Here is a 14,705-nt window from a genome sequence, read left to right as displayed (position 1 = left end):
CTTAATTCCGCAGCATAAATTTTTGTGAGGTCTCCAAGTGTCTGAGAAACAAAGTTCTCAAAGCACTTGGATGTGTCAGAAATTTCATCTATCTTGGTGATGCAAACATAACAAGTAAGCAAAAAACTGACATGGCAAAGGTAGCAATTAAAAACGAGAATATCACTTCTTTCGGTGGAAATTATCATATTATGGACGTTTTCTCAAAGTTGGGTTTTGAAAAACTTACCGAATCTGTATTGGGTAAACGTGGAAGTAGTGGCAAAGCATTCTGTTATGGAAGTATTTTGGGCTCTCTCTTCTTCAGTTACCTTTGTGGTGGAGAATGCCTTGAGGACATCAATGCGCTTATAGGGCAGTTCAAGCAGAGACCTGATACGCTATTAACCCCAATTCGGTTTAAGGTCACCTCTTTTTTACTCAGGTTATAGCACACAGCGATTCTTTCGACCTAGTTTTAGATCGAAGTTCCATTGTTTCACGCAAGTAGGTTTAGAAAAGTGTGAGCTGCTTCACCTCTGCTTCTCCCTCCATCTCAAATTCCATATTGATGGAGGGTTTTGTATCGTAGAAAGCATAAGCGGCTATTCCTGCCAAAAGATTTACGATAAAGTTGGAGAGGCTTCTATGATGTATATGAACAATCTGTGCCACGTTTTTAAGCATATCATTGATGGTCTCAATGATACTTCTCTTACGAAGCATAATCTTACCGTAGGCATCCATTAAGCGGTTCTTCATATTAGTGCGTATTCCCGTGACGATGTGAACCGAATTGGGGGTCAGAGGTAGAAAAAACTATCTCTGAGGTAGGAGCGACGGCATAGGAGAAAAAACGAAGGGGGAGGGAAGTTCTTGATTTTTGATGACGGAGCAGTTTGTCGATGACGGAGCGACTTCTTTCGGATTTCCTCTGCCACCGGTCGACATGTCTTTCACATTGTTTCTTTCGTGCACGCGTTGTTTTTTCGCGTGCACGCATTCGTTTCTCGCGCACGCGCACACACGTACGTACACTATTAAGTCGTGTTTTTTGCCTTCACTGCCTTCACCGCGATGCCGAAAGAAGGGACGAAGATGCCTTGGGGTGAAGGGAAAAAAACATTTTGCCTTCACCCGAAACCATCTGAAACACTGTGCGTTACAGATAAGGTGAAGGATTGAAGGCAAATGTCGCACACTATTGTAGAGTATACGCGCGCGAGGAGAGGGTAACTATTGGGCAGACGCTTCTGTATCTATCGAAATGGGTTTCTTTTCCCGACAAGTCACTTGACGAGTTGTTGCCGGTGATTTCGGCCAAATGCCGGTGAAGGGGGCCGACCAGCGGTGCAGAGGCGACAAGAGGGCGAAGAGTAGCAGACAGAGCAGAGTGGTGAGGAGCGGGAGCAGAAAGTAGTGGACTAGTCCCCAAAAAAAGCCTTGCGTGGTGGGGAGGAGGGCGCGGAGGAGCAAGTCGGTTTGCCGCAGCAGGCCCACAGTGTGGGCGGCATAGATGAGGAAACTACTTTGCGCCAACCAGCGGGTGCGAGAGGAGAGCGAGACGTCGCGATGGTCGAACTCGCCGGCGAGGAGCAGCACGGCGGGGAGGCTCACCAGAGTGGCGAGGGGGGCTGAGTAGGGGAGTAAACCCTCGGCCGCTGTGCCGCGCAGCAAGAGGGGGAACAACAGCAGCACGGCCGACAAGCCCCACACCGGAAAGCGGAAGGGGCGGAGCGATTGAACCGGATCGTGCCGATGGAGGGAAAAGGTTGCGCCCACGGAGAAAAGGAAAGGGGCGGTGAGCGACAGGCCGGCAGGGTGCGGCCAAATGCCGAGCACATAGCAGCAGGCAGCGAGGCCCAAGACCATCAGCCCCATACCTCGGTGTCGCAGCAGAGCATAGAGCACGGGGGCGAGCAGGATGGTGAGCATCAAGTCGCGCAGAAACCACAATGGGACGTCGAGGGGCGCTGTCAAGTGCCCCAGCGGCAGGCCGAAGGCGTTGCTGTGGTCGCGCCCGATGGCGTGACAACTCCAGAAGATGTCGAAACCACCCTCGCGCTCCCAGCGCGCGGCAAAAGCGCCCCATCCGCTTTCGCCCCAGCGCCAGAGAAAGGCGAGGACGTTCCACATGAGGTAGGGGAGGAGCAGCGTGAGGAGGCGGCGCTTCCATTTGGCGAGGAAAAATGTCCACGTCACTCGTGCCTCCGACATTCCCAAGAAGAAGAGGTAGCCGGAGAGAAAGAAAAAGGTGGGGACGGCCACCCCGGTCAACGTTTGCGAAAAGAGCCATTTGCACGCATCAAGCAGCGAAAGTTCCGATGCGTGCTGCCAACGTGGGGCAGCGCCCATGGCGTGGATGAACACCACGGCCAGGGCGAGCGGAAAGCGCAGGCGGGTGATGTAGGCGAGAGAAGGGCGCGACACGAAGGGGTGCGGTTCAGTTGGATTCAAATCTAAACAGATAGCTTGTATACTTGTTACTCGATAGACATTTTGATATATAGTAGGCCATCATGTATATAACTATCGCAATTATTATGGTCAGTAAGTTACTATCTGTCGAGATAAAAAGACGCAAGCATGAATGCATAATGATGATATGGATGACATAGATTTGAAGAGTATATTTTCCAGTATCTGAAATAAACTGGTACAAAGTCTTTGATGCTTGACATTTTTGAGCCAAGAATAGAAAAAAAGATTAAATAAACAAAAAGGCTTGAGATGGAAATTAAAAATGTATACGCAGATTGAACTATCTCTTTTATAGTGTATATATTAATGTTGTGAACGTAAACAGTGTCTGACCATGCGAAATTGCTAATCACAAATCCGTTGTAGGCAATAAAAAATAAGACAATCACCCATGGAGATATGGTCGAGATTGCGTTTGTTATTCTTTGCGTAATTTTTTTTCCGTAATATAATGCGAAGCAATAGAAAGGGTAATAAAAGATGATATCGTAATACTTATCGAATCTCAGTAGTAATACTAACAAGACAAATGTCGTAATACATCCGAAAAACTTATGTTTTTCCAAAATCCTATCGATAAGGTATGATATAAAAATACAAGCAAATAGCATTTTTAAGAACCAATAGAAGGAAAGTACATCGTCACACCCTGTTTTATAGGTAGCTAATAGATGGCGTGTCCCTACAATAATTCCACAATCAATACACCAGAAGATTATTGCAGGATATAATAGTTGGTTGAATTTCTTCTTGAGTAAAGAAATGAAATCTAGTTGTAAATTATTTCTCCCAAATAAACCTGATAGAAACACAAACATCGGCATATGGAATGAATAGATGGCTGTGTGTATACTATTTGTGCTAAAATCTTGAGTTTGAAAGACTTCCAAGGAATGTCCTAGTACAACAAGGAAAATTAAGACGCCTTTTACAAAATCTATGTCTTTGTTTCTTGATGGAGGAAGATTCATAAATGATTTGTTTGTTTATTTTTGTGTGGAGGATGTATGCTTTATTTAAGAAAATATGGAGGTTCTGTGTATCTATAGATTTGACTAACATATGTGGAATATCAGTTGCCTCCCAGAGGGATACACATCAACTAAGATTCCTCTTTTATATTCCTGGCGAGAGAAGGGCGCGACACGAAGGCGTTAGTCTTTGAGATAGTATTCGATGGTGGTCACGACACGCACGTTCTTGATGTGAGAGGTGTTTTGGTCGCGATCTTCGATGCTGAACTGCCCTTGCGAGGCCGTCTTGATTTTGCCCAAACGGCTGTCGGAGTCTTTGGCAAACTTCTCAGCGGTGGCACGGGCGTTCTTAGTGGCTTCTTCGATCATGCGCGGCTTGATGCTGTTGAGGCGGGTGTACTCGTAGGTGGTGCTGCCCGACTCGTAGTCGCCTCCGGTGAGGGCGATGCCGTATTTCATCAGTTCGCTTTGACGCTGCATGAGGCTGCGCACCGTGTCCAAACTGTTGGAGGTGACGGTGATGACGCTGGTGGCCACGTAGCGCGTGGTGATGTCGTCGTCGCTGCCATAAGCGTGGGCTTTGCGGTCAGAGATTTCGGGAGGGTTGATGCTGATTTCGTCCTTCCGGATGCCATATTGCGTGAGGAAGTTCACAATTTGTGCATTTTTGGCCGAGATGTTGGCATACATCTCGCTGGGGGTGTTGCCCAACTCTTTGTAGGTGAGCGGCCAAATCACTTTGTCGGCTTTGACCTCCATTTCGGCCAACCCTTTGACGGTGACAGTGCGGTCTTTGTCAATGAAGTTGTCGACGGCGGAGTGGAATAAGCAACCAAATCCGAGGATGGCCAGGGCGATGATGGCCGCTTCTTTGATGAGATTTTTCATAATGATGAGGTTTTAGAATGAGGTTTTTTTAGAAAAGAGAGGTCATTGGCCGGTGAGAGAGAAAAAACAGAGCTATTCTCCCCCTTCGCGTACGTAGTCGATGGCGCGGTTGATGTAGTCGAGGAAAGGCTTGGCAGTCTGAAAAAGGGCGGCGACACGTTCCGGCAATTGCGGAGCCAGGAAGAAAGCATCGTCTACGGCCATACCCAAACAGAAGAATTTCAAGCGCAGATATTCCGACCAGGGAGCGTCCTTGTCGAAACCTTTGGGATTGCGTTTGAGCGAGCCGGTGGTGAGGAGCGAAAATCCCGCATCGGGGACTTCGCGTACCACGCGGTCGAAATCGCCATCGCCGTGGACGATGTCCTCTCGCAACACTTGCAGCACGCGAGGTTCGACACAATAGTGCCCGGGAGCAAGGATGTTTTGCGTTTCCCAATGTAGGTCGCCGAAATGCGCCCCGTTTTTCTCCACACCCACTTGCAGATAGTAGCCGGCATAGCCCGACTTCTTACCGCCTCTACAGATGAAGGCGCCCATGTGGGTTTTGTAAGGCGTTTTGTCTTTGGAAAATCGGGTGTCGCGGTAGATGCGGTAGGTGATGTCGCGCGCGGTGAGTCCGGCCACAGAAGGGTCGAATTTGGCAATTTCGCCTACGAGCGCTTCGGCAAAGGTGTTGAAACGCGCCTGAACGGCCTTGTATTCGTCGCGATGTTCGGCAAACCACTCGCGGTTGTTGTTGGCTTGAAGTTGTCGGAGAAAATCGATGATTTGTTGCATAAGGATAGGGTTGATGAGGGGTCAGCCGATGGCTTCGTATTTGTAGCCGAGGCGTTTCAGTTCCACGGCAATGCCCACTTCGTAGAGGGCGTGGAGGCTGCGCACATAGATATGAAAGGCTTCGGGGCTTTGCGGCTCAATCTGTTCGCGGCGGATGCGGTCGAGGGCGCATTGGGCACAAGCGCGCACCAAATCCTCACACTCCCGATAGGCTGTGCCGTCGCGTTCAAAACCTAAAACGCCTTCGCGCACTTCTTCGTCAAGGCAGTCGAAACCGCGTGGGTCGCGGAGCAGGGCGTAGAGGTCGGTGCCGGCAGCGATGCGCTCCCATTCACTATCCCAAAGATGGGCCAATCCCATGCCTACATACATCATCCAGCCCAAGGCAACGTGCGGATATTGTGCAATTTCAGGCACAGCATCGGCCAGATAGGGGGCGGCCACATCGTTCCAGCGCTCGGCAAGGTCGGGTGTACTGAGGAGTTGGCCGGTCAAGGCATGAGCGTTGGTGCAGAGGCGCAGGAGTTGATCGGTGAGTTGCGTTTGGTAGTGGTCGAGAAAGGGAGAAGTGTCCATCGGAGTGGGGGATTGGTGGGAGAAAAAGAAGGCGCATCGTCTCGCCGCCATTGCCAGCGGCAAGCGGAACACGAGGCGATGCGCCAATGCAAAAAGTCGGAGAGGAAGATTTAGTAGTTGGTCTTCATCACCTCAAAGTAGGCTTGTGGATGCAGGCAGGCGGGGCACTTGATGGGCGCCTTTTCGCCTTCGTAGACGAAACCGCAGTTGCGGCACTGCCAGAAAGTCTTGCCATCTTTTTTGAACATGGTGTATTCCTCCAAGTTCTTAATCATGGCTTGGTAGCGCTCCTCGTGAGCCTTTTCGGCCACAGAGATGTTGCGGTACATAGCTGCGATTTCGGGAAATCCCTCTTGGGCGGCCACTTCGGCAAAATGAGGATAGTCCTTCGTCCATTCTTCGTTTTCACCGGCAGCGGCAGCGCGCAGATTGTCAAGCGTTTCGCCGATGACACCGGCAGGGAAAGAGCAGGCAATTTCAACCATACCGCCTTCGAGATACTTGAACATGCGCTTGGCGTGTTCCTTCTCTTGGTCGGCAGTTTCGGCGAAGATGGCAGCAATCTGTTCGTAGCCTTCTTTCTTGGCGGCACTGGCAAAGTAGGTGTAGCGCATGCGGGCTTGTGATTCGCCGGCAAAACTGGTCATCAGATTCTTTTCGGTCTGAGTACCCTTGATGCTTTTTGTAGTCATTGTGGTAAGAATTAAAAATGTAGTTATGTGGTTATGTCGTTGCAAAGTTAATGAATTGCGCGCATATCTACATCGCTTTTTCACATTTTTGTTATTCCGAAAGGCTACTTTGTCTCGTGCAAGGAATGTCGGATAATCGGGAAGGGGCGACTCGTCGGGAGAACCTCAGGCCAAGGCTGAGAAAGACAGCGATATCCTTGTGAGCCCGAAGGATAGGAGACCTTATTTTAGGGTTTCCTATCTTTTTTGTTGGGCCTCGTCTCGGAGGAAAGTCGTACCTTTGCACGCACAATTCGATACATTTTCCCCATCCGACACAAAAACAACCACAAAAACTCACCCACATCTCCCACAACACAACTCCCCTTCACAAACTTATGAAGAAAACTTTCCGCAAAATCCATCTCTGGCTGAGCGTGCCTTTCGGCATCGTCTTGACCCTTATCTGCTTCTCCGGCGCAATGCTCGTGTTTGAGAGCGAAATCACCAGCCTGCTCCATCCCGAGCGCTACACCGTGAGCATCACCGGGCCGCGGCTGCCGCTCGCCACCCTCGTGCACAACGTGGCGCAGACCCTCCCCGACAGCGTGCAGACCACGGGCATCAAACTCTATCCCGACCCCACCGCCACTGCCGAGGTGGGACTCACGCAGCCGCGCCACGCCGTGATGTTCGTCAATCCCTACACCGGTGAAGTCATCGGCCGCAACCAGCGCCCGGCGTTTTTCAAAACGATGTTTGCCCTCCACCGCTGGCTGCTGAGCGACTACAAGCGCGGTGAATTTTCTTGGGGCAAAACCATCGTGGGCGTGAGCGCACTGATGTTCATCTTTGTTCTGATTTCGGGCCTATTCATTTGGTGGCCGCGCACACGCCGCGCCTTGCGCAACAACTTGAAAGTCGTTGCCGGAAAGGGGCGCCATCGCTTCTTCTACACGCTCCACAGCGCCGGCGGTTTCTACGCCTTCCTCCTCCTGCTGGTGATGGCCGTGACCGGTCCGACGTGGTCGTTCGAGTGGTACCGCCAAGGCTTCTACACCCTCCTGGGAGCGCAACTCCCGCAAGAGAAAGGACACGGCGGCCAGGGTAAGGGCGGCTTCAATGGGAAAGGCAAACCTGAAGGGAAAGGCAAACCTGACGGCAAAGGAAAGCCCGGGGGAAAAGGCCATCCTCACGACAAGGGCAAACCCTTCCCCTCTTCTACGCCCTCACCCGAAGCTCTCGAAGCGCAACCCCTCCAAGTGCCGGCTTCCGTGGCTGTGTGGGACAAAGTCTACGCCACGCTCTCGGCAAAGAACCCCGATTGCCGCGACATCGAGGTGGGCGACGGCACTGCCTTTGTCGACCTCAACGGATGGGGCAACCAGCGCGCCTTTGACGCCTACGAGTTCGACCCCGCCACGGGCCGCATCACCGCGCCCCACCTCTATGCCGACGCCGAGCGCATGCAGAAGGCCGGCGGCTGGGTACTCTCCCTCCACAAGGGCGATTGGGGCGGCTGGCTGAGCAAAGTGCTCTACTTCCTCGCCGCCCTCTTCGGCGCCACGCTCCCTCTGACGGGCTATTACCTCTGGGCAAAACGCACCTTCCTGCGCAAGAAGAAGGCGTAACTCACTGAGACAGAAGACTACACAAAAAGGAGGCCGCATCAAAACCTATGGGTTCGGATGCGGCCTCCTCTTTCTTTTGGGGGAGAAATCCCTACGGAGCAACCGGAAACTACAAATCTTCATCCAACGCCTCCCCCAGTGCAGACCATACGGTAGCCATTAAAGAACGTGTTCCAACGTTCAATGATAATTTCCTTGTTCTCTTCCACTATCTTTTCGAGAAAAACGCTTCACGCTTGCGATGGGGACGAATGTATAGGGGAAGAAGCCCACAAGGGGGTCGACCTTTTTCGTCTTCTGCACGTAGATAGTTTTCGTCTCTTCGGGAAGGGACGAAATCTGTGAGCGTGGACGATGGGCGCGGCTCACGGCCGGTGATGGCCGGCGTTCAGTCCGCCTTGCAAGAGATGAGCCGGGCTTGCGGTGGCAGAGACACCGGTTCCGCTTCGGAGGCCGATGCCGTTCCGGTAGGAGGCGGCGAGAGGAGCACGAGGGTGGGGCAGAGGGGGAGGAGGGCCGCGAGAAGGGCGTGCTGCTCCGTGTCGGTGGGCAGCACGTAGAGGCAGCGATTGGAGAAGACGAGGGCGGTTTGCAGGGCGCAAGCACCGGTGCCGATCTCGGTGAGGACGATCGGCGCATCGGCTGCCGTATGGTGCAGACGTTCGGCCAAACTTGGCCAAAGACGGAGCTCACGCCGCGCCTGCGCTTCGAGTCCACTCTCCCGATAGGCATAGGTTTGGCAGACGGCCGAGGTGAAATCTGCTGCCGTGAGCGCCGTTTGACGCAACGAGTCGAGATGTTCTTCCAGTTGGGACTGCGCATTGGGGACTGTGGGAGAAAAGGGCGCGCCATAGGCCACAGCAGCCTGTCCTCGTCGGGCATAGACTGCGCCAAAGGGCAACAGTTGCAGCGTGCCGACAACGGCCACGGGGTGCAACGCCAATCGCCATTCGGCAGCCATGGCGACCATCGCTTCGGGCGTCGTCGTGAGCGTGGGCAGGTCGAGAAGGAAGGCGCTGCCCATCTGCCACTCGGCCTCTATGCGTTGGGCCAAGTCGTGGGCATCGGCCGGAAGCACATGAAGACGACCGGAAGCCCGCAGCAAGCGACCCACCCACGAGTGCAGGAGCGGCGAGCGAGGAGGAGCGACCACCACCGCCCGCCGGACGCCGGCTGTAAAGATGAGGGCATCGAGGGGCGATTGCGGTCGGAGCATCCACAACGCGGGAGCATCGGCCGGGAGCGGCATTTCGGTCGAAGAACAACAGCGAAGGGCAAGCCGTTTTTTCAAAAGGGTGGACAAGTGGATGCGTGCCGTTTCGGCATCGGCCGCTGAGGAACATCGCGTTCGGAGCACCCAAGTCCAAAGAGCGCCCCAAAGGCGGAGGGTGTGGAGGACGTTGCCCAGGGTGATGGGCGGTGTCCAAGGCGAGGGCGCATCGGCTTGCGTGAGCCACCGAAACACGAAAGGCGGCAGCACGTAGGTGACGCCCACCACGCAACCCATCCCCACGATGGTGATGGCGCCCAGCGAGCGAAGGGCGGGATGTTGCGCCAGGATGAGCACGCCCATGCCCACGAACATGATGAGCGCTGAGAGCAGAATGCCCCGCTTGTAAGCAGCGAGCATCGGGCGGCGGTAGGTGCGCTCGTAGAGTAGTCCTTCGGTCATGAAGATAGAATAGTCGTCGCCCTGCCCGAAGATGAATGTGGCAAGGATGATGTTGACCAGATTGAACCGCAGGTCGAGGAGGTGCATCGTGCCCAGAATCCACAGCCACGAGACGGCCATCGGGAGGAAAGCAAAGACCGCCATTTCAAAGCGGCGGAAGGAAGCCCAAAGGAAGAGGAAGACGATGAGCCCGCACGCCCAGCCGATGTAGGTGAAGTCGGCTGAAAGGTGGCGGGCGAGGGTGGCATTCAGGCCACGGATGTGGAACGCAAAGGAGTTTTCACCACCGGTGCTGTTGATGCGTTCGCAGAGGGTGTCGGCCTGTGCTCGTGGCACAGAGAGGGTGCGGGTCACGAGATGGTGTCCGTCCGTTTGGCACAGGAGCGGTGCCAGCGTGGTTGTGGTGAGTGGTTTGAAATAGTCGGCCGATTGTGGGGCGTAGGACTTTTGCAAAAGTTCAAAGTAAGGGGCAAAGGCGTCGGCGGCAAAACCTTGTGTGGCGGCTTCCTGCCGCACGGCGTCGGCCAAGAGGGCGTGCCGACTGTCGACCCAGGCCTGCCAGCGGTCAATCCGTCGGCGTTGCTCGGCTTGGGAGGGCAGGAAGCGCTCGGCATTGCTCATGGGGCGCAGCGTACCGATCGGTGTGAGGCGGTCGAGGCGGTGCGTGAGGCGGGCATCGCGCTGCAACGCTTCGTCGAGCGTGGCGCCCGAAGAGGTGAGGTAGAGGGTTTCGCGCGTCGAATCGGGGACGGTCATCGGGGCGAGGCGGCGCAGCAGCGATTGCTGTTCGGCGGTGAGGTAGTTGAGGTGTTGCAGTTCGGGGTCGAAGACGGTGGAAAGACTGCCGTAGCCCAGCCACAGCGTGAGCGGAAGGAAGGCCAAAAGGAACGTCCGCTTCCATCGGCCGATCCGAGGGGAGGTCGTCAGCGTTTCCGCCTTTGTCATCGTTGTGCTTGTTGTTTCCTTCCCTACGAGGTGCGGCAGGAAGAGAATCACGAAGACGATGGTGCCCACCAACATGGCAGCGGCGAAAAGCCCCAAATCACGGAGTGCCGGTGCTTGCAGAGGGAGCAAAGCCGCAAACGCTCCTACGGTGGTGACGTTGCCGATGAGCAACGGTGCCACGAGTTCGCGGAGGTTGCGCCGTGCTGCCCCGCTGTGGCGAAGGTGGGTGAGAAAGTGCAGCGGATAGTTCACCGCGATGCCCACTACCACCGAAGAGATGCCCATCACGATGAGCGACACACTGCCGTTCACCCACGAGAGGACGGTGAGGGCGGAGAGCCATCCGAAGCCGGTGGCGGCGAAGACGAGCAAAATGTGCCGCCGGCGGCGCAGGGTGTAGACCAGCAGCGCGAGGATGAGTACCACCGCGATACTGATGGTCAGCAGACTGTCGGCCTTGATGCGGTCGGCGTTGCCCACTGCGATGATGGGCGCTCCGATTTGGCGCAGCACGACCTTCGGACTTCCCGAAGCCGCGGCTGTGGACATCTCGGTGTTGAGCCGCTGCATCACCGTTTCGACAAGGGCGACCAAGCGACTGTTGCCGGCCGTTTCGTTCCCACCGAAGCGCGAGGTGATGATGAGCAGTGCCAACCGATGGTCGGCCGAGAAAATGTGACCGTCGCGTAGGTCGTAGTGCATCGCTGCCCGAAAGTTGTGCAGCTCTTCGACGACGGGCGAGAAGAGCTGCAAAGGATCGGTCGGGAGGTGGCGTTGCGCCATTCCCGCGGTGGGAAGCATGAGCATTTGACGGTCGGCCTCAAGTTGTGTGCGCACCGCATTCGGTGTCGCCAGCAGACTGTCCATGCGTCGATAGTCGGCCTCGGTGAGGAAGTAGGGGATGTTGTGCATCACAAAGTCGCCCGCGGCCATCAGACTGTCCAAGTCGATGGACGCTGTGATGCGGCGGGCCATCCGCGATGTGTCGGCGCGAGCAAAGGCTTCGGCAAAGCGGTCGAGCGCGGCGGCCATCGCATCGGGGTCATCGCCTTCGGCCACCACCAAGATACGGTCGGAGGCGTTGAGTTGCTGATAGGCGCTCATCGCTCGGCGGTGTTGTGGTGAGAGCGGGAGGAAGTCGGTGATGTCTTCCTTGAAATGCAACGTTGCCACGCTCCCGCCCATGAAGAGCAGGAGCAGCACGAGGAGCGTCCACCGCAGGCGGGGATGCCGATGGAGATGGTCGTAAAGGCGGAGCAGGAGAGCGGTCATTGAGCGTCGGACGAAAGGAGGGCGCGCCGCCGCAGGAGCGGACGAGCGTAAAGGTGAAGGAAAAGGGAGCGGAGGTCGGGCGTGTCGAGTGTGGCCATTCGGGCTTCAAACAGCGCCTTCACCTCGTCGGTGTAGCGATCGGCATAGCGCCGTTCGGCGTGTAGCAAATCGTGTGCCAGGTAGGTGGTGGGCATGATGCGGTAGTGCTCGGCGATACGGCGGTCGATGAGTGCAGCCACGGCTTTGAGGGCTTCGCTTTCGGAGCACCGGGCAAAAGGCGCATAGTCTTCCGCGGTGAGCGGCGGCGCCAAGTGAAAGTGGACGTGTCCCTTCGGCTGACGGATACCCGTGAGGATGCTGTGCAAGTCCTCACCCGGCTGCTTGACGTAAGGCCCATTCTGCCGAGCAGCGGTTTCACGCACTTTGAGGAGATCGCACGGTTCCCACTCGTAGCTCACGGCCACCGGGACGATGTGCAGCCCGGCGAGGGCTTCCAAAGCCGGGGCTTGACTGCCGAGGACGAACATCTTGAGCAACCCGTGGTCGGTGGCGTCCCACCCATCCTTCGTGCGGCCGTTGCGCTGGGCAATCCACACCGACCGCCGCCGCTCACCGATGACGTGGTGAAGGTAGCGCGAGAGGTGGAGCGAAAGGCGGTAGAACTCGCGGAGGCCGGCCGCACGCTCGACACGAAACATCCGATTGGACCGGCCGATGTCGACAACCAGCGGATGGCACATGAGGTTGACGCCGAACGTAATCTCAGCGGTGGGGCAACCGCTGTCCAGCAGCGCAGATTGCAGCAGGGAGGCATCGAGCACGATGTCGCGGTGGTTGGAGACGAAGAGGTAGGGCGTGTCGGGCGAAAGCCGTTGCAGTCCTTCGCAGGTGAAGCGGTCGATGCTCCGTGCGATGACCTGAGCGTTGAACGTGTGCATCACCTCGCGCTGAAAGGCTTCGATCGTGTTCAGGCGCAGCAAGTGGGCCGCCACGGCTTCGGGCGTCTTGTCGGGAAAGACGAACGCCGCCAACTGCGGCAACCATTCCGAAGCCGCGATGCGCGCCATGGCAGCGGAGATTTCGGCATCGGTGTAAGGGCGGAGGTCGTCGAACTCGGTGGGGTAGAGCATGGGCGAAGGAGTTTAGGGATGGGTGCGGCGGTCGATGAACTTGACCGGCTTGCGGGACTTGGCGGGAAAGTTGATGTGGGCAATCTCGTCGATGGGACAAATCTCGACCAGCGGTGCCACGCGGAGACGGGAGCGGAAGCGGTCTTTGAGGTCCTTGATGAGGAGGTCGGGCGTGTGGCCGGGGGCAGCGGCCAGCAGCCGTTGGGCTTCCGGAGAAGCCTTGCGCAGCCCGATGCGCACCACCACCTCGTCGGTGCCGGCGGCCGAATCTTGGACGATGACCACATAGTTCTCCACGTAGTCGGCATGGTCGAGCACATCGTTCACCGCCGGCGGATAGAGGGTCGTTCCTTTGAGTTTAATCATATTGTGCTTGCGCCCGATGAGCGGCGTCAGGCGGTAGGCATGGCGGCCGCAGGTGCAGCGTTCGGTACACTTTTTGGCCATGTCGCCGGTGCGGAAGCGCAGTAACGGCATGGCTTCGACGCCCAGTGTGGTGACGACCACTTCGCCCGTCTCCCCATCGGCCACCGGGCGGTTGTCCTCTCCGATGATTTCGACGATGATGAGTTCCGGATGGACATGGCCGCCGCAGCCCTCGGAACATTCGGCGAAGGTGGCACCCATCTCCGTGGAAGAATAGGTGGCAAAGAGCTGCACCTCGGGCCACTTCTCATGGATGCGGCTGCCGAGGAGGTTGAGGCGGAAGTCCTGATCGCGCAGCCCCTCGCCGATGCCGATGATGCGGCGGACGCCGCAGCGGCGGTAGTCGATGTTGTGCTCCTCGGCATACTGGATGAGGCGCAGGATGAAGGAGGGCACGCACATGAGCGTGTCGGGGTGGATGCGGCGGATAGTCTCCCATTGTAGCTCGGGAATGCCGTTACCCACGCGGATGATGCCCGCCCCCAAGCGCCGAAGTCCGAGAAAATAAGCCATGCCGGCCATGAAGCGCTTGTCGAGCGTGGTCATGAGCTGGACGATACTCTCCCGCCCCACGCCTGCCATGGCAAAGGACTTGGCCTCGTTGAGGGCGAGCCGCTCCAGGTCGGCATCGGTGCAGGCAAAGGTGACCGACTCGCCCGTGGTGCCGGAAGTGGTGATGTAGTCGATGATGTCGGCGCGGTCGCAGCAGATGAAGTCGTCATTGAAGCGTTGGAGGTGCTCCTTCTCAGTGAAGGGCAGGCGCGTGAGGTCGTCGAGGGTGCGCACCTGAGTCGGGTCAATGCCGTGCTCGGCAAACAAGCGGCGGTAGAAGGGAGAGTGTTCGGCGAGATAGGCCATCTGCCGGCGCAGAAGGTCTTCCTGGAAAGCGCGGATGGCGGCAGGCGATTGAAATTCGATGTCGAGAGATTGCATGGGCAAAAGATGAGAGGTGGAAAAGGGGAGGAACAGAGGCGGAAGCTCGCTGTGGAGCGGATGGGCAGGACGCGCTTGGTCGTGGTGTGAGGGGCTGTCCCACTCGTGGGAGACGGCGGTCGCCCACAGCCGTCTGGTGAGCGTCTCTTCGCGAGGGGACGTTCGTCCCTTCCCGAAGGGACGTTTGTTTCTTCCCGAGGGGACATTCGTCTCTTCCCGAAGGGACGATGGCGGATTGCGGCAGAGAGACGGACAGGAGACACGAGTGAACCACTACTGCCGTGCACGAGGAGGCCGTGCCCACCATCGATGAGAGCCGTCGAGGAGCATCGGCAGGAGGTGGTGTC

11 protein-coding genes and 1 pseudogene are annotated in these 14,705 nt (G+C 56.5%); 2 read left to right on the top strand and 10 right to left on the bottom strand.

Annotation, left to right across the window (positions count from 1 at the left end; genetic code table 11):
• Positions 1 to 131: 131 nt before the first annotated feature.
• Positions 132 to 386, top strand: a pseudogene (locus H8527_RS08205) (IS1380 family transposase); the annotation flags it as partial.
• A gap of 106 nt (positions 387 to 492) precedes the next feature.
• Here the strand turns inward: H8527_RS08205 and H8527_RS08200 are convergent.
• From H8527_RS08200 to rbr, 7 genes are all read right to left on the bottom strand, one after another.
• Positions 493 to 786, bottom strand: a complete 294-nt coding sequence (locus H8527_RS08200) for a transposase (RefSeq protein WP_255498554.1) — start codon at positions 784 to 786, stop codon at positions 493 to 495.
• Between the two features lie 429 nt (positions 787 to 1,215).
• Positions 1,216 to 2,436, bottom strand: coding sequence for an acyltransferase (locus H8527_RS08195; RefSeq protein ID WP_187547250.1), 1,221 nt, complete (start codon positions 2,434 to 2,436; stop codon positions 1,216 to 1,218).
• A 101-nt stretch (positions 2,437 to 2,537) separates the two neighbouring features.
• Positions 2,538 to 3,431 (bottom strand): acyltransferase family protein, encoded by an 894-nt coding sequence (locus H8527_RS10050; protein ID WP_187547249.1) that lies wholly within the window; start codon positions 3,429 to 3,431, stop codon positions 2,538 to 2,540.
• 183 nt (positions 3,432 to 3,614) lie between these two features.
• Complete coding sequence (locus tag H8527_RS08185) at positions 3,615 to 4,322, bottom strand: SIMPL domain-containing protein (protein ID WP_187547248.1); 708 nt, start codon at positions 4,320 to 4,322, stop codon at positions 3,615 to 3,617.
• A 72-nt stretch (positions 4,323 to 4,394) separates the two neighbouring features.
• Positions 4,395 to 5,102 (bottom strand): DUF2461 domain-containing protein, encoded by a 708-nt coding sequence (locus tag H8527_RS08180; protein WP_187547247.1) that lies wholly within the window; start codon positions 5,100 to 5,102, stop codon positions 4,395 to 4,397.
• A gap of 21 nt (positions 5,103 to 5,123) precedes the next feature.
• Positions 5,124 to 5,678, bottom strand: coding sequence for a hypothetical protein (locus tag H8527_RS08175; RefSeq protein WP_187547246.1), 555 nt, complete (start codon positions 5,676 to 5,678; stop codon positions 5,124 to 5,126).
• Positions 5,679 to 5,788: 110 nt separating this feature from the next.
• Positions 5,789 to 6,370 carry a rubrerythrin gene (rbr, locus tag H8527_RS08170; RefSeq protein ID WP_187547245.1) on the bottom strand — a complete coding sequence of 194 codons (582 nt, stop codon included), beginning with the start codon at positions 6,368 to 6,370 and terminating at the stop codon, positions 5,789 to 5,791.
• Positions 6,371 to 6,747: 377 nt separating this feature from the next.
• On the opposite strand from rbr, the gene H8527_RS08165 reads away from it, so the two are divergent.
• Complete coding sequence (locus H8527_RS08165) at positions 6,748 to 7,980, top strand: PepSY domain-containing protein (protein ID WP_187547244.1); 1,233 nt, start codon at positions 6,748 to 6,750, stop codon at positions 7,978 to 7,980.
• Between the two features lie 388 nt (positions 7,981 to 8,368).
• Here the strand turns inward: H8527_RS08165 and H8527_RS08160 are convergent, their stop codons facing one another.
• Genes H8527_RS08160 through H8527_RS08150 form a run of 3 tightly spaced genes read right to left on the bottom strand, consistent with a single transcriptional unit; the run spans position 8,369 to position 14,358 of the window.
• A complete protein-coding gene (locus tag H8527_RS08160) occupies positions 8,369 to 11,869 on the bottom strand; it encodes an MMPL family transporter (protein WP_187547242.1) in 3,501 nt (1,166 codons plus the stop codon).
• A complete protein-coding gene (locus H8527_RS08155) occupies positions 11,866 to 12,999 on the bottom strand; it encodes a 1-acyl-sn-glycerol-3-phosphate acyltransferase (RefSeq protein WP_187547240.1) in 1,134 nt (377 codons plus the stop codon). Before H8527_RS08155 ends, H8527_RS08160 begins: the two co-directional genes overlap by 4 nt.
• Positions 13,000 to 13,011: 12 nt before the next feature.
• On the bottom strand, positions 13,012 to 14,358 hold the full coding sequence (locus tag H8527_RS08150) for a phenylacetate--CoA ligase family protein (protein WP_187547239.1): 1,347 nt from the start codon (positions 14,356 to 14,358) through the stop codon (positions 13,012 to 13,014).
• Between the last annotated feature and the right edge of the window lie 347 nt (positions 14,359 to 14,705).

The sequence above is a fragment of the Alloprevotella sp. Lung230 genome (assembly GCF_014385435.1).
Taxonomy (GTDB): domain Bacteria; phylum Bacteroidota; class Bacteroidia; order Bacteroidales; family Bacteroidaceae; genus Alloprevotella.
The sequence above is the reverse complement of the archived record's forward strand: the minus strand, read 5'-3'. Positions and strand labels throughout refer to the sequence as shown.

What these genes read in the sequence shown, in the direction of transcription:
- H8527_RS10050 (WP_187547249.1), bottom strand. Translation starts at nt 3,431, where the DNA reads ATGAATCTTCCTCCATCAAGAAACAAAGACATAGATTTTGTAAAAGGC.
- H8527_RS08185 (WP_187547248.1), bottom strand. Translation starts at nt 4,322, where the DNA reads ATGAAAAATCTCATCAAAGAAGCGGCCATCATCGCCCTGGCCATCCTC.
- H8527_RS08180 (WP_187547247.1), bottom strand. Translation starts at nt 5,102, where the DNA reads ATGCAACAAATCATCGATTTTCTCCGACAACTTCAAGCCAACAACAAC.
- H8527_RS08175 (WP_187547246.1), bottom strand. Translation starts at nt 5,678, where the DNA reads ATGGACACTTCTCCCTTTCTCGACCACTACCAAACGCAACTCACCGAT.
- rbr (WP_187547245.1), bottom strand. Translation starts at nt 6,370, where the DNA reads ATGACTACAAAAAGCATCAAGGGTACTCAGACCGAAAAGAATCTGATG.
- H8527_RS08165 (WP_187547244.1), top strand. Translation starts at nt 6,748, where the DNA reads ATGAAGAAAACTTTCCGCAAAATCCATCTCTGGCTGAGCGTGCCTTTC.
- H8527_RS08160 (WP_187547242.1), bottom strand. Translation starts at nt 11,869, where the DNA reads ATGACCGCTCTCCTGCTCCGCCTTTACGACCATCTCCATCGGCATCCC.
- H8527_RS08155 (WP_187547240.1), bottom strand. Translation starts at nt 12,999, where the DNA reads ATGCTCTACCCCACCGAGTTCGACGACCTCCGCCCTTACACCGATGCC.
- H8527_RS08150 (WP_187547239.1), bottom strand. Translation starts at nt 14,358, where the DNA reads ATGCAATCTCTCGACATCGAATTTCAATCGCCTGCCGCCATCCGCGCT.